The 17,581-nt window shown below is 43.3% G+C and carries 18 protein-coding genes; 15 read left to right on the top strand and 3 right to left on the bottom strand.

Annotation, left to right across the window (positions count from 1 at the left end; translation table 11 throughout):
* Positions 1-27 precede the first annotated feature (27 nt).
* Positions 28-1,872: an APC family permease gene (locus FQT24_RS06540; protein WP_143952523.1), complete on the bottom strand. Its 1,845-nt coding sequence runs from the start codon at positions 1,870-1,872 to the stop codon at positions 28-30.
* Positions 1,873-2,028: 156 nt separating this feature from the next.
* On the opposite strand from FQT24_RS06540, the gene FQT24_RS06530 reads away from it, so the two are divergent.
* The 12 genes from FQT24_RS06530 to FQT24_RS06475 all read left to right on the top strand — a co-directional run bounded on the left by FQT24_RS06530 (position 2,029) and on the right by FQT24_RS06475 (position 13,375).
* Positions 2,029-2,802 carry a TatD family hydrolase gene (locus tag FQT24_RS06530; RefSeq protein ID WP_033687298.1) on the top strand — a complete coding sequence of 258 codons (774 nt, stop codon included), beginning with the start codon at positions 2,029-2,031 and terminating at the stop codon, positions 2,800-2,802.
* On the top strand, positions 2,802-3,368 hold the full coding sequence (gene rnmV / locus FQT24_RS06525; RefSeq protein WP_143952521.1) for a ribonuclease M5: 567 nt from the start codon (positions 2,802-2,804) through the stop codon (positions 3,366-3,368). Before FQT24_RS06530 ends, rnmV begins: the two co-directional genes overlap by 1 nt.
* A 64-nt stretch (positions 3,369-3,432) precedes the next feature.
* The gene (gene rsmA, locus FQT24_RS06520; protein WP_143952520.1) at positions 3,433-4,305 is read left to right on the top strand and encodes a 16S rRNA (adenine(1518)-N(6)/adenine(1519)-N(6))-dimethyltransferase RsmA; all 873 of its coding nucleotides are present in this window, start codon (positions 3,433-3,435) and stop codon (positions 4,303-4,305) included.
* Position 4,306: 1 nt separating this feature from the next.
* Entirely contained in the window at positions 4,307-5,185 is an 879-nt protein-coding gene (gene rsgA, locus FQT24_RS06515) for a ribosome small subunit-dependent GTPase A (RefSeq protein ID WP_143953029.1), read from the top strand.
* Between the two features lie 10 nt (positions 5,186-5,195).
* Positions 5,196-5,852: a ribulose-phosphate 3-epimerase gene (gene rpe / locus FQT24_RS06510; protein WP_004255827.1), complete on the top strand. Its 657-nt coding sequence runs from the start codon at positions 5,196-5,198 to the stop codon at positions 5,850-5,852.
* Positions 5,815-6,477 (top strand): thiamine diphosphokinase, encoded by a 663-nt coding sequence (locus tag FQT24_RS06505; protein ID WP_143952519.1) that lies wholly within the window; start codon positions 5,815-5,817, stop codon positions 6,475-6,477. The genes rpe and FQT24_RS06505 overlap by 38 nt, the downstream gene beginning before the upstream one ends.
* 1 nt (position 6,478) lies before the next feature.
* Positions 6,479-7,735 (top strand): DNA recombination protein RmuC, encoded by a 1,257-nt coding sequence (gene rmuC, locus FQT24_RS06500; protein ID WP_000444776.1) that lies wholly within the window; start codon positions 6,479-6,481, stop codon positions 7,733-7,735.
* Positions 7,725-8,666 (top strand): 3'-5' exoribonuclease YhaM family protein, encoded by a 942-nt coding sequence (locus FQT24_RS06495; RefSeq protein WP_020903082.1) that lies wholly within the window; start codon positions 7,725-7,727, stop codon positions 8,664-8,666. The genes rmuC and FQT24_RS06495 overlap by 11 nt, the downstream gene beginning before the upstream one ends.
* 103 nt (positions 8,667-8,769) lie before the next feature.
* Positions 8,770-9,597: a pur operon repressor gene (gene purR, locus FQT24_RS06490; protein ID WP_143952518.1), complete on the top strand. Its 828-nt coding sequence runs from the start codon at positions 8,770-8,772 to the stop codon at positions 9,595-9,597.
* A 66-nt stretch (positions 9,598-9,663) separates the two neighbouring features.
* Entirely contained in the window at positions 9,664-10,914 is a 1,251-nt protein-coding gene (locus tag FQT24_RS06485) for a diaminopimelate decarboxylase (RefSeq protein ID WP_143952517.1), read from the top strand.
* A gap of 125 nt (positions 10,915-11,039) precedes the next feature.
* Positions 11,040-11,834, top strand: coding sequence for a pyruvate formate-lyase-activating protein (gene pflA, locus FQT24_RS06480; RefSeq protein ID WP_143952516.1), 795 nt, complete (start codon positions 11,040-11,042; stop codon positions 11,832-11,834).
* Between the two features lie 83 nt (positions 11,835-11,917).
* On the top strand, positions 11,918-13,375 hold the full coding sequence (locus FQT24_RS06475; protein ID WP_049550857.1) for an IS1182 family transposase: 1,458 nt from the start codon (positions 11,918-11,920) through the stop codon (positions 13,373-13,375).
* Between the two features lie 295 nt (positions 13,376-13,670).
* On the opposite strand, the gene yidC is transcribed toward FQT24_RS06475, so the two are convergent.
* Both yidC and FQT24_RS06465 read right to left on the bottom strand, forming a co-directional pair.
* Complete coding sequence (gene yidC / locus FQT24_RS06470) at positions 13,671-14,597, bottom strand: membrane protein insertase YidC (protein ID WP_143952515.1); 927 nt, start codon at positions 14,595-14,597, stop codon at positions 13,671-13,673.
* A 77-nt stretch (positions 14,598-14,674) separates the two neighbouring features.
* A complete protein-coding gene (locus FQT24_RS06465; protein WP_143952514.1) occupies positions 14,675-14,953 on the bottom strand; it encodes an acylphosphatase in 279 nt (92 codons plus the stop codon).
* 33 nt (positions 14,954-14,986) lie between these two features.
* On the opposite strand from FQT24_RS06465, the gene FQT24_RS06460 reads away from it, so the two are divergent.
* The 3 genes from FQT24_RS06460 (at position 14,987) to asnA (ending at position 17,570) form a co-directional block, all read left to right on the top strand.
* Positions 14,987-15,727 carry a TrmH family RNA methyltransferase gene (locus FQT24_RS06460; RefSeq protein WP_143952513.1) on the top strand — a complete coding sequence of 247 codons (741 nt, stop codon included), beginning with the start codon at positions 14,987-14,989 and terminating at the stop codon, positions 15,725-15,727.
* A 54-nt stretch (positions 15,728-15,781) separates the two neighbouring features.
* A complete protein-coding gene (locus tag FQT24_RS06455) occupies positions 15,782-16,465 on the top strand; it encodes a Bax inhibitor-1/YccA family protein (RefSeq protein WP_143952512.1) in 684 nt (227 codons plus the stop codon).
* A gap of 112 nt (positions 16,466-16,577) precedes the next feature.
* Positions 16,578-17,570: an aspartate--ammonia ligase gene (gene asnA, locus FQT24_RS06450; RefSeq protein WP_000748005.1), complete on the top strand. Its 993-nt coding sequence runs from the start codon at positions 16,578-16,580 to the stop codon at positions 17,568-17,570.
* Positions 17,571-17,581: the final 11 nt, after the last annotated feature.

Genomic DNA, 17,581 nt, shown 5'->3' with positions numbered 1-17,581 from the left:
CTTCTTGCTTCTGGTAGGGCCTTTTCTTTATTCTTTTAAGTGATAGGAATAGCTAGCGACAACGACGTCTTGGTGCCAACGGAGGGCATATTTGAGTTTGAGACTCATCTGATTGTGTAGGATATTTTGCCAAGGTTTATTAGGGATAAACTGGGGTACCAGAACAGTGACTGTATAGTTCTTTTTCTGGGCTTCCTCGGATATCCGTTTGACATACTTGACAGTAGGCGTGATGATATCGCGGTAGCTGGTCTTGATATTTTTCAGAGTAATGGTTGGGAAGTAATCGGCAAATTCTTGGAGAATTTCTTGGTCTTTCTCTGCTGTTTCCTTAGTAGAAATGTGCATGGCTAAGACTTCGTCACCGATACTTTGGGCGTAGTTAATGGCTCCAACGCTGACTCGGGTGACATTTCCTACGAGGACCAGAACCAGATTGCCGTCGTAAGTACGTTTTTCGATTCCTTCATAGAGTCGTAGTTGTTGGGCCACTTTTTGGTAATGACTGTGAATCGCCAAGAAGAGTAGGGTGAGTACGAGAATAATCGGGAAGAAAGGCCAGATATCACTGAGACGGAAAAAGAGCAGGATTAGCACGATAGCGTAGCAAATGATAGCTCCAAGGATATTGGCAAGGGCAGGTTTTAAGAAGTTGGCCCCTTTTTCTTTTTTCCAATGGCGAATCATCCCAGTCTGAGAAAGGGCAAAGGGAACGAAAACCCCGATAGTATAAAGAGGAATCAAACGTTCGGTATTACCATTAAAAATGAGAAGAAGAATCATAGCCCCAAATGCCAGAGTTAAGATTCCGTTGGAGTAGCCTAGTCGGTCTCCTTTTTCCATAAATAGATGAGGCATGTACTTGTTTTTAGCCATATTATAGGCCAGCATAGGGAAGGCTGAAAAGCCGGTATTTGCAGCTACGGCCAAAATTAAGGCTGTGGAGAATTGGAAGGTATAATAGCCAAGGTGGCCTAAGAAGGAATTACCAAGGATACCTTGAGCCATCTGTGAGAGGATGGTTTCTCCGTGTTGCGGCATAATTCCCATCCAGTAGTTTAGGAAGGTAATACCAGCAAACAGAAAACCTAAAATCAGTGACATGATGGTCAAGGTCTGAGCTGCATTCTTTTCTTTTGGAGCCTTGAAAAAGGGAACGGCATTTGAAATAGCTTCAACCCCTGTCAGAGAGGCAGAACCACTGGTAAATGCTCTTAGAATGAGAACGATAGACAGACTCGGTACAGCATGCCCAATAGGAGAAGTTGCCTGATAGCTGAGAGAACCAGTTACTAGTTGAAAGATTCCATAGAGCAAGAGAAAGACAGTACTGATGATAAAGAGATAGACAGGAATCATCAGTGAACTGGCAGATTCTTTCAACCCCCGTAAGTTCAAGAGCATGAGCAAGCAAACTAGAAAAATGGAGATGTGGAGGTTGTAAGGGTGGAGGGCAGGGAGGGCTGCTGTGATAGCGTCAGCTCCAGATGATACCGATACCGCTACGGTCAGCATGTAGTCAACTAGCAGACTACCTCCAGCGATTAAGCCAAGTTCGGGAGATAGATTTTCTCGAGTAACCATATAGGCCCCTCCCCCTTGAGGGTAGGCGTGGATGATTTGACGGTAGGAGACGGTCAGGCTAGCTAGGAGCAGGAGGACAAAAAGGCCGATAGGAAGGCTCCACCATATAGCAAGTGGAGAGAGACTAGCCAAGACGAGGACTACTTGCTCAGGTCCATAGGCAATGGAAGATAGAGCGTCGCTTGACAACATGGCCAAGGCCTGCATTTTTCCCAGCAGCCCTCCCTCGCCTTCTGTTAAGGATTTAAGAGGACGACCGATAAAGGTCTGTTTTAATTTTGTAAACATGGTCATTTCCTTTTCTGAAAATTTCAATAAGTGCTATTATACTGCTTTGGAAAAATAGCGTCAAGAGACGACGATGGATTTTAGAATATTTTTTACAGATGAGGAGAGAGGGCAGTTTTTTGGTATAATAGAAGATAGAAAACGAGGTTAGAAGAGATGATTTTTGATACACATACACACTTGAATGTAGAAGAATTTGCAGGTCATGAGGCAGAAGAAATCGCCTTAGCTGCTGAGATGGGTGTGACACAGATGAATATTGTTGGTTTTGATAAACCGACGATTGAGCGTGCCTTGGAGTTGGTAGATGAGTATGACCAGCTCTATGCGACTATTGGTTGGCATCCGACAGAAGCAGGGACTTACACGGAGGAGATTGAAGCCTACTTGCTTGATAAGCTCAAGCATCCCAAGGTTGTTGCTTTAGGTGAAATTGGATTGGACTACCATTGGATGACAGCACCGAAAGAGGTGCAGGAGCAGGTTTTTCGCCGTCAGATTCAGTTATCTAAGGACTTGGATTTGCCTTTTGTAGTTCATACCCGTGATGCGTTGGAAGATACCTATGAGATTATTAAGAGCGAGGGAGTTGGTCCTCGAGGTGGGATTATGCACTCATTTTCAGGGACGCTTGAGTGGGCAGAGAAGTTTGTCGCGCTTGGCATGACTATTTCCTTCTCAGGAGTGGTGACTTTTAAGAAGGCAACTGACATCCAAGAAGCAGCTAAAGAGTTACCTTTGGACAAGATTTTGGTAGAGACAGATGCGCCTTACTTGGCTCCTGTTCCTAAACGTGGTCGTGAAAATAAAACAGCCTACACTCGCTATGTAGTGGACTTTATCGCTGACTTGCGTGGCATGACGGCAGAAGAGCTAGCGGCGGTAACAACTGCAAATGCGGAGCGAATTTTTGGATTGGACAGCAAGTAATGAAAGAAAAAATTTCTCAAGTCATCGTGGTTGAAGGTCGCGATGATACGGTCAATCTCAAACGTTACTTCGATGTAGAGACCTATGAGACACGAGGTTCTGCTATCAATGACCAGGATATAGAGCGGATTCAGCGTCTACACCAACGCCATGGAGTCATTGTCTTTACAGACCCAGATTTTAATGGGGAGCGGATTCGTCGCATGATTATGACGGCCATTCCAACAGTTCAGCATGCTTTCCTCAAACGCGATGAAGCTGTTCCTAAGTCCAAGACCAAGGGGCGGTCTCTAGGGATTGAGCATGCCAGCTATGAAGACCTGAAAACGGCTCTAGCTCAGATAACAGAACAATTTGAACATGAGAGTCAGTTTGACATCAGTCGTAGCGACTTGATTCGCCTTGGTTTTCTAGCAGGAGCAGATAGCCGTAAGCGACGAGAATATCTAGGAGAGGCTCTCCGAATCGGCTATTCCAACGGCAAGCAACTCCTCAAGCGCTTAGAGTTGTTTGGGATCACCTTGACAGAAGTGGAAGAAGCTATGAAATCTTATGAGAACAGCTAAGCAGACCCCAAATGTAAGGGGAATGTGTTACAATAGGAGTAACAGATAATAGAAAAGAGAATAGATGAGAATTGCAGATTATAGCGTGACCAAGGCAGTGCTGGAGCGTCACGGTTTTACCTTTAAAAAGTCCTTTGGGCAAAATTTCTTGACGGATACCAATATCCTACAAAAAATCGTGGATACGGCTGAGATTGATGACCAGGTCAATGTCATCGAAATCGGGCCAGGGATTGGTGCCTTGACGGAGTTTTTGGCTGAGCGTGCAGCAGAAGTTATGGCCTTTGAGATCGACCACCGTTTGGTACCGATTTTGGCAGATACCCTACGTGATTTTGACAATGTGACAGTGGTTAACGAGGACATTCTCAAGGTCGATTTGGCGCAGCATATCAAGAATTTCAAAAATCCTGACCTGCCCATCAAGGTAGTGGCTAATTTGCCTTACTACATCACAACACCTATTCTCATGCACTTGATTGAAAGTGGGATTCCTTTTAGTGAGTTTGTGGTCATGATGCAAAAAGAGGTAGCAGACCGTATTTCGGCTCAACCAAATACCAAGGCATATGGTAGCTTGTCGATTGCTGTACAGTATTACATGACAGCCAAGGTTGCCTTTATCGTGCCTCGTACGGTCTTTGTGCCAGCGCCCAATGTGGATTCAGCTATTTTGAAAATGGTGCGCCGTCCAGAGCCAGCTGTAGCAGTAGAAGATGAGAACTTCTTCTTTAGGGTCTCTAAGGAAAGTTTCACCCATCGCCGTAAGACCTTGTGGAACAACTTAACAGGTTACTTTGGTAAGACTGAAGAAGTCAAGGACAAACTGACCAAGGCGCTAGACCAAGCAGGATTATCACCAAGTGTGCGTGGGGAAGCTCTCAGTTTGGAAGAGTTTGCAAGCCTAGCAGATGCGCTTAAAGGACAAGGACTATAAGATGCAGGGACAAATCATTAAAGCCTTGGCAGGCTTCTACTATGTGGAAAGCCAAGGTCAGGTTTATCAGACACGCGCGCGTGGAAATTTCCGTAAAAAAGGGCATACACCCTATGTTGGGGACTGGGTAGATTTCTCTGCCGAGGAAAATTCAGAAGGCTATATCCTCAAGATTCATGAACGCAAAAACAGTCTGGTCCGTCCGCCTATTGTCAATATTGACCAAGCTGTGGTGATCATGTCTGTCAAGGAACCTGATTTTAACAGCAATTTGCTGGATCGCTTCTTGGTTCTTTTGGAGCACAAGGACATCCATCCCATCATTTATATTTCTAAAATGGATTTGTTGGAAGATAGAGGAGAACTGGATTTTTATGAACAGACTTATGGTGACATCGGCTATGACTTTGTGACCAGTAAAGAAGAACTTTTGCCCTTGTTAACAGGCAAGGTTACAGTTTTCATGGGGCAGACAGGTGTTGGAAAATCAACTCTTCTCAATAAAATCGCACCAGACCTTAATCTTGAAACAGGAGAAATCTCAGATAGTCTGGGTCGCGGGCGCCACACTACTCGAGCTGTTAGTTTTTACAATCTCAATGGGGGTAAAATCGCAGACACACCAGGCTTTTCATCCTTGGACTATGAAGTGTCAACGGCGGAAGACCTCAATCAGGCCTTCCCAGAGATTGCCAGTGTCAGCCGAGACTGCAAATTCCGCACTTGTACCCATACCCATGAGCCAGCTTGCGCGGTTAAGCCTGCTATAGAAGAAGGGACCATTGCCACCTTCCGTTTTGACAACTACCTGCAATTCCTCAGTGAGATTGAAAATCGCAGAGAAACTTATAAAAAAGTCAGCAAAAAAATTCCAAAATAAGGAGAAACCTATGTCTCAATACAAGATTGCTCCGTCAATTCTGGCAGCAGATTATGCCAACTTTGAACGTGAAATCAAACGTCTAGAAGCAACTGGTGCAGAATATGCCCATATCGATATCATGGATGGGCATTTTGTGCCACAAATCAGTTTTGGTGCAGGTGTGGTCGAAGCTCTTCGCCCTCATAGCAAGATGGTCTTTGACTGCCACTTGATGGTAGCTAATCCAGAGCATCATCTGGAAGACTTTGCGCGCGCAGGTGCAGATATCATCAGTATCCATGTAGAAGCAACGCCTCATATCCACGGTGCCCTCCAAAAAATTCGTTCTCTAGGTGTCAAGCCATCAGTTGTTATTAATCCTGGTACGCCAGTTGAAGCTATAAAGCATGTGCTTCATCTAGTTGACCAAGTCTTGGTCATGACGGTTAACCCGGGCTTCGGTGGACAAGCCTTTCTGCCAGAAACTATGGATAAGGTTCGTGAGTTAGTTGCTCTTCGTGATGAAAAAGGTTTGAACTTTGAAATCGAAGTGGATGGCGGGATTGATGACCAAACTATTGCTCAGGCCAAAGAAGCTGGTGCGACCGTTTTTGTAGCAGGTTCCTATGTCTTTAAGGGAGATGTCAATGAGCGAGTACAAACTCTCAGAAAACAACTGGACTAGTGTTGCCGTTTTTGCAGGAGGAGACCGTGGTCATTATCGGACGGACTTTGATGGTTTTGTTGGTGTGGATCGAGGCTCGCTCTGGGTCTTGGAGGAAAACCTACCTCTTGCTCTAGCGGTTGGAGATTTTGATTCTGTGACGGAAGAAGAGCGACAGGTGATTCAAAAACGTGCCCAGTATTTTGTTCAAGCCCGACCAGAAAAAGATGATACCGATTTGGAATTGGCTCTCTTGACTATTTTTGAGAAAAATCCTCAGGCTGAGGTTACTATTTTCGGTGCTTTGGGTGGCCGTATTGATCACATGCTGGCCAATGTTTTTCTTCCTAGCAATCCCAAGTTGGCGCCTTATATGCGTCAGATAGAAATTGAGGATGGGCAAAACTTGATTGCCTATTGTCCAGAAGGGACCAGTCAGCTAGAACCTCGTTTAGACTATGACTATCTAGCTTTTATGCCAGTTCGGGATAGTCAGCTGACCATTCTCGGAGCCAAGTATGAGTTGACAGAGGAAAATTTTTTCTTTAAAAAAGTGTACGCTTCTAACGAATATATAGATAGGGAAGTTTCGGTGACTTGCCCAGATGGCTATGTGGTCGTGCTACATAGTAAGGACAGGAGGTAGGATGGAAAGTTTACTTGTTCTATTATTGATTGCCAACCTAGCTGGACTCTTTCTGATTTGGCAGAGGCAGGATAAGCAGGAAAAACATCTCAGCAAGAGCTTGGAGGATCAGGCAGATCACTTGTCAGACCAGTTGGATTACCGTTTTGAACAAGCCAGACAAGCCAGCCAGTTGGACCAAAAAGATTTGGAAGTGGCTGTCAGTGACCGTTTGCAAGAAGTGCGAATCGAGTTGCACCAAGGCTTAACTCAGGTCCGTCAAGAAATGACGGAAAATCTCCTCCAAACCAGGGATAAGACTGACCAACGTCTCCAAGCCCTGCAGGAATCAAATGAGCAACGTTTGGAACAAATGCGCCAGACAGTCGAGGAAAAACTAGAAAAGACCTTGCAGACACGCTTACAAGCCTCCTTCGAGACAGTTTCCAAACAACTGGAGTCTGTCAATCGTGGTCTTGGAGAAATGCAGACAGTTGCCCGCGATGTCGGAGCCCTCAACAAGGTTCTCTCTGGAACCAAAACGCGAGGGATTCTGGGAGAATTGCAACTGGGGCAAATCATCGAAGACATCATGACACCTGCCCAGTACGAACGAGAATACGCAACGGTTGAAAACTCTAGTGAACGAGTGGAGTATGCCATCAAGTTGCCTGGACAGGGTGACCAGGAATATGTCTACTTACCGATTGACTCCAAGTTTCCACTGGCAGATTATTACCGCTTAGAAGAAGCCTATGAAGCGGGTGACAAGGACGAGATCGAACGCTGTCGTAAGTCGCTCCTAGCCAGCGTCAAACGCTTTGCCAAGGATATCAAGAGCAAGTACATAGCACCGCCTCGGACTACCAATTTTGGAGTTTTGTTTGTTCCGACAGAAGGTCTCTACTCAGAAATCGTCCGCAATCCGGTCTTCTTTGATGACTTGAGACGGGAAGAGCAGATTATTGTCGCAGGTCCAAGTACCCTATCAGCTCTTCTCAATTCCCTATCAGTTGGTTTCAAAACCCTTAATATCCAAAAGAGTGCTGACCATATTAGTAAGACTCTTGCTAGTGTTAAGACCGAGTTTGGCAAGTTTGGTGGCATTCTGGTCAAGGCACAAAAACACCTCCAACATGCCTCTGGCAATATTGATGAACTATTAAACCGTCGTACCACAGCTATCGAGCGGACGCTCCGTCACATTGAGTTGTCAGAAGGTGAGCCTGCGCTTGATCTACTCCATTTCCAAGAAGATGAGGAAGAATATGAAGATTAGTCACATGAAAAAAGATGAGCTATTTGAAGGCTTTTACCTAATCAAGTCAGCTGACCTGAGGCAAACTCGAGCTGGGAAAAATTACCTAGCTTTTACCTTTCAAGATGATAGTGGCGAGATTGAAGGGAAACTCTGGGATGCCCAACCTCATAACGTTGAGGCCTTTACCGCAGGTAAGGTTGTCCACATGAAAGGACGCCGAGAAGTTTATAACAATACCCCTCAAGTCAATCAAATTACCCTCCGCCTGCCTCAGCCTGGTGAACCCAATGATCCAGCTGATTTCAAGGTCAAGTCGCCAGTTGATGTCAAGGAAATCCGTGACTATATGTCGCAAATGATTTTTAAAATTGAAAATCCTGTCTGGCAACGGATTGTCCGAAATCTCTACACCAAGTATGATAAGGAATTTTACTCCTATCCAGCAGCCAAGACCAACCACCATGCCTTTGAAACGGGTTTGGCTTTCCACACTGCAACCATGGTGCGTTTGGCAGATGCTATTAGCGAAGTTTATCCTCAGCTCAATAAGAGCCTGCTCTATGCGGGGATTATGCTGCATGACTTGGCTAAGGTCATTGAGTTGACGGGACCAGACCAGACCGAGTATACAGTGCGAGGCAATCTCCTTGGGCATATTGCTTTGATTGATAGCGAAATTACTAAAACAGTTATGGAACTCGGTATCGATGATACCAAGGAAGAAGTCGTTCTGCTTCGTCACGTCATCCTTAGTCACCACGGCTTGCTTGAGTATGGAAGTCCAGTCCGTCCACGCATTATGGAAGCAGAGATTATCCATATGATTGACAATCTGGATGCAAGCATGATGATGATGTCAACTGCTCTTGCTTTGGTGGATAAAGGAGAGATGACCAATAAAATCTTCGCAATGGACAATCGTTCCTTCTATAAACCAGATTTAGATTAATAATTTAAGAAAAATGAGCATTTTTAGGATAAGAATGTTCGTTTTTTATGTGAATATGGTATAATAGATAAAATATCAAAATTAAATGAAGTGGGAAATAGAAATGAAATTAAGAAGAAGTGATCGGATGGTTGTCATTTCCAACTATTTGATTAATAATCCTTATAAACTAACTAGTCTCAATACTTTTGCTGAAAAGTATGAATCTGCTAAATCATCCATCTCAGAGGATATCGTCATTATCAAACGTGGCTTTGAGGAAATTGAAATCGGTCATATCCAGACAGTAACTGGTGCTGGTGGTGGTGTCATTTTCACACCATCAATCTCAAGCCATGATGCCAAGGAAATGGTTGAGGACTTGCGTGCCAAGTTGTCAGAAAGTGACCGTATCTTGCCAGGTGGCTATATCTACCTGTCTGATTTGCTTAGCACACCAGCTATCTTGAAAAATATTGGTCGCATTATTGCCAAGAGCTTTATGGACCAAAAAATTGATGCGGTTATGACAGTAGCGACTAAGGGTGTTCCTCTTGCAAATGCAGTTGCCAATGTACTCAATGTTCCCTTTGTTATTGTGCGCCGTGACCTGAAAATTACAGAAGGTTCAACTGTCAGCGTCAACTATGTATCCGGTTCAAGTGGTGACCGTATTGAGAAAATGTTCCTTTCAAAACGTAGTCTCAAGGCAGGCAGCCGTGTCTTGATTGTGGATGACTTCTTGAAAGGTGGCGGAACGGTCAATGGGATGATCAGCCTCTTGCGTGAGTTCGATTCAGAATTAGCAGGTGTAGCCGTCTTTGCGGACAATGCCCAAGAAGAACGTGAAAAGCAGTTTGACTACAAGTCACTCTTGAAGGTAACCAATATTGATGTCAAGAATCAAGCCATTGATGTTGAGGTTGGCAATATCTTTGACGAAGATAAATAAGAGATAGAACTAAAGGTTGGAACGCTTGTCCCAGCCTTTCTTTGCAAATAGAATAGAAGGAAGCTTATGAAAACACCATTTATCAATAGAGAAGAGTTAGAAGCGATTGTTGCCGAGTTCCCCACTCCCTTTCACTTGTATGACGAGAAGGGGATTCGTGAGAAGGCAAGAGCTGTCAACCAAGCCTTTTCGTGGAACAAGGGCTTTAAGGAATATTTTGCAGTTAAGGCTACTCCAACTCCAGCTATTTTGAAAATTCTCCAAGAGGAAGGTTGCGGTGTGGACTGCTCTAGTTATGTAGAACTTTTGATGAGTCATAAACTGAACTTCCCTGGTTCTGAGATTATGTTCTCTTCCAACAACACGCCAGATAAGGAATATGCCTATGCGCGTGAATTGGGTGCGACCATTAACTTGGATGCCTTTGAAGATATTGAACATCTGGAGCGAGCAGCAGGCATTCCAGAAATCATCTCTTGTCGTTACAATCCTGGAGGTGTTTTTGAGCTAGGAACAGATATTATGGACAATCCTGGAGAAGCCAAGTTTGGCATGACCAAGGACCAGCTCTTTGAAGCTTTTGCTATCTTGAAGGAAAAAGGAGCCAAGACTTTTGGGATTCACTCCTTCCTAGCATCCAATACCGTGACCCATCTCTATTATCCAGAGTTGGCGCGTCAGCTTTTTGAATTGGCTGTTGAAATCAAGGAAAAGTTGGGTATTTCACTAGACTTTATCAATCTTTCTGGCGGTATTGGAGTCAACTATCGTCCAGACCAGGAGCCAAATGATATTGCTTTGATTGGTGAGGGGGTTCGTAAGGTTTATGAAGAGGTCCTTACGCCAGCAGGTCTTGGTCAGGTCAAGATTTTTACCGAATTGGGTCGTTTTATGTTAGCCCCTCACGGTGCTTTGGTTACAAGAGTCACTCATAAGAAGAAAACCTACCGTACCTATCTAGGTGTGGATGCATCAGCAGTCAACCTCATGCGTCCAGCTATGTACGGAGCTTATCATCACATTACTAACGTGACCCATCCAGATGGACCAGCTGAAGCGGTAGATGTGGTTGGTTCACTCTGTGAAAACAATGATAAATTTGCAGTGAATCGCGAACTTCCTCATACAGAAATCGGTGATTTGCTGGTCATTCATGATACAGGTGCTCACGGTTTTTCAATGGGCTACCAGTACAACGCCAAACTTCGTTCTGCGGAAATCCTCTATACCGAAGAAGGTAAAGCCCGTCAAATCCGCCGTGCAGAGCGCCCTGAGGACTACTTTGCAACCTTGTATGGCTTTGATTTTGAAGAATAAAATGATAAGTAATTGAAAATGAAATTGAAAAACAGATTGCTTTCTAAAAAATAGGCAAAAATCTTGTTTTTCCTTCAAGTCGTGATATAATAAAACTATAAAACGTTTTCAAGGAAGGTAACGATATGTCTGAAGAAACAATTGATTATGGACAAGTGACAGGAATGGTGCATTCGACAGAAAGCTTTGGGTCAGTAGATGGGCCTGGTATTCGCTTTATTGTCTTTTTGCAGGGCTGTCACATGCGTTGCCAGTATTGCCACAACCCTGACACTTGGGCTATGGAGTCCAATAAGTCACGTGAACGGACGGTAGATGATGTCTTGACAGAAGCCTTGCGTTACCGCGGTTTCTGGGGAAATAAGGGTGGGATTACAGTTAGTGGAGGAGAAGCTCTCTTGCAGATTGATTTCTTGATTGCCCTCTTCACTAAGGCTAAGGAACAAGGAATCCACTGTACTTTAGACACCTGTGCCCTTCCATTCCGTAATAAACCACGTTACCTTGAAAAGTTTGACAAACTCATGGCTGTCACTGACTTGGTTCTCTTAGATATCAAGGAAATTAACGAAGAACAGCACAAGATTGTTACTAGCCAAACTAATAAAAACATCTTAGCCTGTGCCCAGTATCTATCAGATATTGGAAAACCTGTCTGGATTCGCCACGTGCTAGTTCCGGGATTGACAGACAGAGATGGTGACTTGATTGAACTTGGTAAGTTCGTCAAAACCCTCAAAAACGTTGACAAATTTGAAATTCTGCCTTATCACACTATGGGTGAGTTCAAATGGCGTGAATTGGGAATTCCATATTCACTTGAAGGAGTCAAACCACCAACAGCAGACCGCGTCAAGAACGCTAAAAAACTCATGGATACCGAAAGTTACCAAGACTATATGAAACGTGTACATGGATAAAAAAGAAGCCTGATGGAAACGAGCCTACTGAAAAAGTCATCAAATTGATGGCTTTTTTGTTATACTAGAGATGAGGTGAAATGATGCTTGATAATCAGTTAACTATGGATGTCAGTCCTTATTCTAGTTTGTATGATATCGTGGTTCCTAAAAACCACTTTTTACGTCAGCTAACTGAACTCTGTGATTTTAGCTTTATTTATGATGAACTAGAAAAGAATTATCGTCCCGATTTTGGGCGTAAAGCTTATTCACCGATTATGATGTTCAAATATCTCTTGTTAAAAGATATTTATAAGTTATCAGATGTAGATGTGGTAGGACGTTCCTTGTCAGATATGGCCTTTAAATTTTTTCTTGGTCTAGCTCCTGAAGATTCTGTTATCGAGCCATCCTCTCTGACAAAATTTAGAAAGCTAAGAATTAAAGATGACAAACTGCTTGATGTATTGATTCAGAAGTCTGTTCAAATTGCACTCGAACATAACTTGATTAAGAGTAAAATCCTCATTGTGGATGCCACTCACACCAAATCTCATTATAATCATAAGAAACCCCAAGAAATCCTTAGAGAGCGTTCAAAAGCTTTACGTAAAACAATTTATCAACATTCAGAAGATATCAAAATAGAATTTCCAAAGAAACCTCAAGAAGATAACCTCGAAGCAGAGTTGACCTATACAGAGGAGTTAATGGCTGTGGTTGAAAAACACGAGGAACTCTTAGCCCTACCGGCTGTTTCTCAAAAGTTCAATTACCTAAAAGAGGCTGTCGAGGACGACTTAGAACATTTGGAAGCTTCTGTTAAGGAGGAGGCTAGGCTCGGACATAAGACAGCCGACAGCTCTTTCTATGGATATAAAAGTCATATCGCTATGACGGATGAACGGATTATTACTGCTTGTGTGGTTACTTCTGGTGAACAAAGCGATGGGAAATATTTACCTGAATTATATGCCAAAACAAAGGAAAATAGTCTGGACATCGAGACTATTATTGGTGATGCGGCTTATTCAGGAAAGGACAACATTCAACTAGCTCGCAAAGAAAAGATTCATTTGGTTTCAAAACTGAATCCTTCTGTTTCAAAAGGTTACCGTAAAGAAGAGGATGCGTTTGAATTTAATAAAGATGCAGGGCTATTTGTCTGTCCAGAAGGACACATGGCTGTTCGCAAAGCAAGGACAGGGAAAAAATATCAAAATAAGAATCAAGTTGTCACTCATTACTTTGACATTGAGAAGTGCAAGAGTTGCCTTTCCAAGGAAGGATGTTATAAGGAGGGGGCAAAGTCTAAAACTTATTCAATAGCCATTAAGAGTGACGACCATCTTTTCCAGAAGAAATTTCAGGAAACACCTTATTTTAAAGAAATGGCCAGACATCGCTATAAAATCGAAGCAAAGAATGCCGAACTAAAACAGAGACATGGCTTTGATGTCGCGAGAGCATCGGGTCTTTTCAGCATGGAGTTACAGGCAGCAACAACCATTTTCGTGGTCAATATGAAACGAATTATGACCTTAATAAATACAAAATAACCGAGGAATTCGCTCAAATTAACGAGAGATTCCTCGGTTTTCATTTCATTAAAAGTAAGAGACCTGTTTTTTCAGTGGACTCGATGGAAACATCGGGCTTTTGATACTCAATGAAAATCAAAGAGCAAACTAGGAAGCTAGCCGCAGGTTGCTCAAAACAGTGTTTTGAGGTTGTGGATAGAACTGACGAAGTCAGTAACATATATACGGCAAGGCGAAGCTGACGTGGTTTGAAGAGATTTTCGAAGAGTATGACTTGCAAAAAGACTTAGCAAACCAGCTAAGCCTTTTTCTTCTATCTCGAACGTTGTTTTCCAGCGTTGCGATTTTTGTGTTTTTTCTTGCTTGTGATAGCAGTTGGTTGTTCAGGAGTAACGTCTTTTCGTCCACTTGGTGTAGAGAAAGCACGTGCTTTTGGTGGGTTCTTGGCTAGTTCTTCACGGACTTTTTTGCGAAGTTTTGGACGAACGATATAGTTGACGATAAACTGTTGGAGAATCATCATGAAACCACCGACAACCCAGTAAAGTGTGACACTGGCTGGTGAAATGAGGGAGAAGACAACAATCGTGATTGGGCTCACGTAAGCCATTTTCTTGATTTGTTCTCTTTGCGTTTCGTCTTCTACTCCGTGAAGTGAAAGGAGCGATTGAAGATAGTAAAGGACACCTGCGCAGGCAACCAAAATCATACTTGGAGAACCTAGAGGAATGCCTAGGTAGCTTGCTTGAGCAACCCCTTCAGTATGTTGGGCAGCAAAGTAAATTGCAGAGAAGAAAGGCATTTGAAGGAGGATAGGGAAGCATCCTACACCACCAAACATGCTGATGCCGTGTTCTTTTTGAGCGGCAAAGAGAGCTTGTTGGGCTTCGAGTTTTTCTTCTTGAGTAGTCGCTTCCTTGAGACGTGTTTGGTGTGGCTCAAGGACGTGCTTGAGGGCGTTCATCTTTTCAGAATGAAGCGTTGCCTTCCATGATTGGTAGATACCAAGTGGCAAGATAATCAAGCGCACGATAATGGTTACGATGATGATAGCGGCACCGAAACCTAGACCTTTATCAGTAGCGAAGTACTTGATAGCTTCAGCCATAGGCGCTCCAATCGTATTCCAAATAAATCCTATTGGCTTTCCTGTGGCTTTATCGACGCTAACACAGCCAGTCAAGACTAGCAACATAGCCACTCCCATAGCCGAGAGTGCAAAACGTTTAATAGATTTCACTGTTTTTATTCCTTCTTTAAAAATTATACCTTTCTATTCTACTGTTTTTTTACAAAATATACAATAGTTCTAGAGACCTAATTTGCGATTTTAAAGTCAGGGTAGGGAGGAAAGTTGCTCAGTTGGACATCTAAGTAGCTGACTTTTGAAAAAGGTGTGGGTCCTTTGCGGATTTCTTGGATAAATTTTGCCATGGTAGCAGATGAGTCTGCTTGGGCTAAGATTTCCACTGTTCCGTCGTCGTTATTCCATACTCGACCTGTGATGCCACCAATTTCAAGTGCCAAGCTGTAAACACCCCAACGAAAGCCGACTCCTTGCACCCTACCTTGGGCAATCATTCTAACCTTTTGCATACCAAACCCCTTTGATTGTGTTATAATATTTCTATGACTATTATAACCTCAAAAGCCAATTCTGTGGTAAAAAATGCCAAGAAATTACACCAAAAAAAATACCGCAAGTCTGCTTATTTGATTGAAGGCTGGCACTTGTTTGAAGAAGCTGTTCAAGCTGGAGTGACGATTGAGAAAATCTTTGCCCTAGAAAATTACCGAGATCAGTTAGCTGCTTTTCCGCAAACTGTCTGGGTTTCAGAGGATATTTTACTAGATTTGGCGGATTCTCAGACTCCACAGGGAATTGTTGCCGTGGTTCAAAAAGAAGAAGTAGGACAAGCTGATTTGAGTCAGGGCAAGTTCTTGTTTTTGGAAGATGTGCAAGATCCTGGTAATGTGGGAACGATTATTCGAACTGCGGATGCAGCAGGTTTTACTGGAGTGATTGTTTCAGATAAATCAGCAGATATCTACAGTCTCAAGACTCTACGTTCCATGCAAGGCAGTCATTTTCATCTGCCCATTTACCGAATGTCTAGTCAAAGGCTTCTCGAGGAAGCTAAAAAGGCTGCTATCCCTGTGCTAGCAACAACCCTATCTAAAGATTCTGTTGATTACAGAGAACTGCCTCCTATAGAAAATTTTGTACTAGTTATGGGAAACGAAGGTCAAGGAATTAGTCCCCTCATGGCTGAAAGTGCAGACCAGTTGGTTCACATTAGTATGAAGGGACAGGCCGAGAGTTTGAATGTTGCCGTTGCAGCCGGTATTTTAATTTTCCATTTAAGCTAATTTTAACTTTCTTTGTTATAATCAAGGAAAGACATTCATAGAAAAGGAGAAAAGATGAATCACACTATTATTCAGGACCGCGCAGGTCTCAATCAATTTTACGCTAAGGTTTATGCCTTTGTTGGTCTGGGGATAGGATTATCCGCTTTAGTATCAGGTCTTATGTTGACCATCTTTCAGTCTCAGCTGGTTTACTTTTTGATGCAGGGGCGTCTCTGGTTGACCATTGCTACTTTTGCAGAGCTAGCCCTAGTCTTCGTTGCTAGTAGCATGGCTTCAAGGAATAGTCCAGCGGCTCTTCCAGTATTTTTACTTTACTCAGTATTAAACGGCTTTACCCTCAGTTTTGTGGTGGCTTTCTATACTCCAGGTACAGTTTTATCTGCCTTTGTATCGAGCGCCCTTCTCTTCTTTGTCATGGCGGCAGTTGGTATGTTCACTAAGAAAGATTTGAGTGGGGTTGGTCGTGCTATGATGGCAGCCCTCATCGGTTTGCTGATTGCCATGGTAGTTAATATTTTTTTGGCTAGCGGTTTCTTTGATTATATGATTAGCGTAGCTATGGTCTTGGTCTTCTCTGGGCTGATTGCTTGGGACAATCAAAGGATTCGCCTTGCTTATGAACAATCACAAGGCCGTGTAGCGACAGGTTGGGTTGTGTCAATGGCTCTCAGTATCTATCTTGATTTTATCAATCTTTTCCTAAGTATTCTACGTATCTTTGGTCGTAATGACTAGAAGGTCTATGAAATCAGTGTTTTGAGTAGCACTGATTTTTTTCGTATTTGCTCTTTCCTTTTCTTGAAAATAGGTGTATAATGCTTTTAATTAATTTTTTGAGGAGTAGTTTATGAAGAAAAGTTTTATCCATCAACAAGAAGAGATTTCCTTTGTCAAAAACACTTTTACCCAGTATTTGAAAGATAAGTTAGAAGTTGTCGAAGTTCAAGGTCCTATCTTGAGCAGAGTCGGCGACGGGATGCAGGACAACTTATCAGGTGTGGAGAACGCCGTATCGGTCAAGGTTCTCCAAATCCCTGATGCTACTTATGAAGTGGTGCACTCCCTTGCTAAATGGAAACGCCATACCTTGGCTCGCTTTGGTTTCGGTGAAGGTGAAGGTCTTTTCGTCCACATGAAGGCCCTTCGTCCAGACGAAGACTCGTTGGATGCGACCCACTCTGTTTATGTTGACCAGTGGGACTGGGAGAAGGTTATCCCAAATGGTAAGCGTAACATCGCTTATCTAAAAGAAACAGTTGAGAAGATTTATAAGGCTATTCGCCTGACAGAGCTAGCTGTTGAAGCCCGTTATGACATCGAATCTATCTTGCCAAAACAAATCACTTTTATCCATACAGAGGAGTTGGTCGAGCGTTACCCAGACTTGACACCGAAAGAACGTGAAAATGCTATCTGTAAAGAATTTGGAGCCGTCTTTTTGATTGGTATCGGTGGCGAGTTGCCAGATGGTAAACCGCACGATGGACGTGCACCAGACTACGATGACTGGACAAGCGAGTCTGAAAATGGCTACAAGGGTCTAAATGGCGATATTCTTGTCTGGAATGAATCTCTAGGTGGAGCCTTTGAGTTGTCTTCTATGGGGATTCGTGTAGATGAAGAAACCCTTCGCCGTCAAGTAGAAATTACCGGTGATGAAGACCGTTTAGAATTGGAATGGCACAAGGCTTTGTTGAATGGCCTATTCCCATTGACAATCGGTGGAGGAATTGGACAATCTCGTATGGCCATGTTCCTACTTCGCAAGAAACACATTGGAGAAGTGCAAACAAGTGTTTGGCCTCAAGAAGTCCGCGATACTTACGAAAATATTTTGTAGAGAATCGAACC

This window comes from Streptococcus mitis, assembly GCF_901542415.1.
In the GTDB taxonomy this organism is placed as follows: domain Bacteria; phylum Bacillota; class Bacilli; order Lactobacillales; family Streptococcaceae; genus Streptococcus; species Streptococcus mitis_BL.
Note: the sequence above shows the minus strand (reverse complement) of the source record. Positions and strands in the feature narration are given on the sequence as shown.

Coding starts and splice junctions, on each gene's coding strand:
- FQT24_RS06540 (WP_143952523.1), bottom strand. CDS start 1,872: ATGTTTACAAAATTAAAACAGACCTTTATCGGTCGTCCTCTTAAATCC.
- FQT24_RS06530 (WP_033687298.1), top strand. CDS start 2,029: ATGATTTTTGATACACATACACACTTGAATGTAGAAGAATTTGCAGGT.
- rnmV (WP_143952521.1), top strand. CDS start 2,802: ATGAAAGAAAAAATTTCTCAAGTCATCGTGGTTGAAGGTCGCGATGAT.
- rsmA (WP_143952520.1), top strand. CDS start 3,433: ATGAGAATTGCAGATTATAGCGTGACCAAGGCAGTGCTGGAGCGTCAC.
- rsgA (WP_143953029.1), top strand. CDS start 4,307: ATGCAGGGACAAATCATTAAAGCCTTGGCAGGCTTCTACTATGTGGAA.
- rpe (WP_004255827.1), top strand. CDS start 5,196: ATGTCTCAATACAAGATTGCTCCGTCAATTCTGGCAGCAGATTATGCC.
- FQT24_RS06505 (WP_143952519.1), top strand. CDS start 5,815: ATGAGCGAGTACAAACTCTCAGAAAACAACTGGACTAGTGTTGCCGTT.
- rmuC (WP_000444776.1), top strand. CDS start 6,479: ATGGAAAGTTTACTTGTTCTATTATTGATTGCCAACCTAGCTGGACTC.
- FQT24_RS06495 (WP_020903082.1), top strand. CDS start 7,725: ATGAAGATTAGTCACATGAAAAAAGATGAGCTATTTGAAGGCTTTTAC.
- purR (WP_143952518.1), top strand. CDS start 8,770: ATGAAATTAAGAAGAAGTGATCGGATGGTTGTCATTTCCAACTATTTG.
- FQT24_RS06485 (WP_143952517.1), top strand. CDS start 9,664: ATGAAAACACCATTTATCAATAGAGAAGAGTTAGAAGCGATTGTTGCC.
- pflA (WP_143952516.1), top strand. CDS start 11,040: ATGTCTGAAGAAACAATTGATTATGGACAAGTGACAGGAATGGTGCAT.
- FQT24_RS06475 (WP_049550857.1), top strand. CDS start 11,918: ATGCTTGATAATCAGTTAACTATGGATGTCAGTCCTTATTCTAGTTTG.
- FQT24_RS06465 (WP_143952514.1), bottom strand. CDS start 14,953: ATGCAAAAGGTTAGAATGATTGCCCAAGGTAGGGTGCAAGGAGTCGGC.
- FQT24_RS06460 (WP_143952513.1), top strand. CDS start 14,987: ATGACTATTATAACCTCAAAAGCCAATTCTGTGGTAAAAAATGCCAAG.
- FQT24_RS06455 (WP_143952512.1), top strand. CDS start 15,782: ATGAATCACACTATTATTCAGGACCGCGCAGGTCTCAATCAATTTTAC.
- asnA (WP_000748005.1), top strand. CDS start 16,578: ATGAAGAAAAGTTTTATCCATCAACAAGAAGAGATTTCCTTTGTCAAA.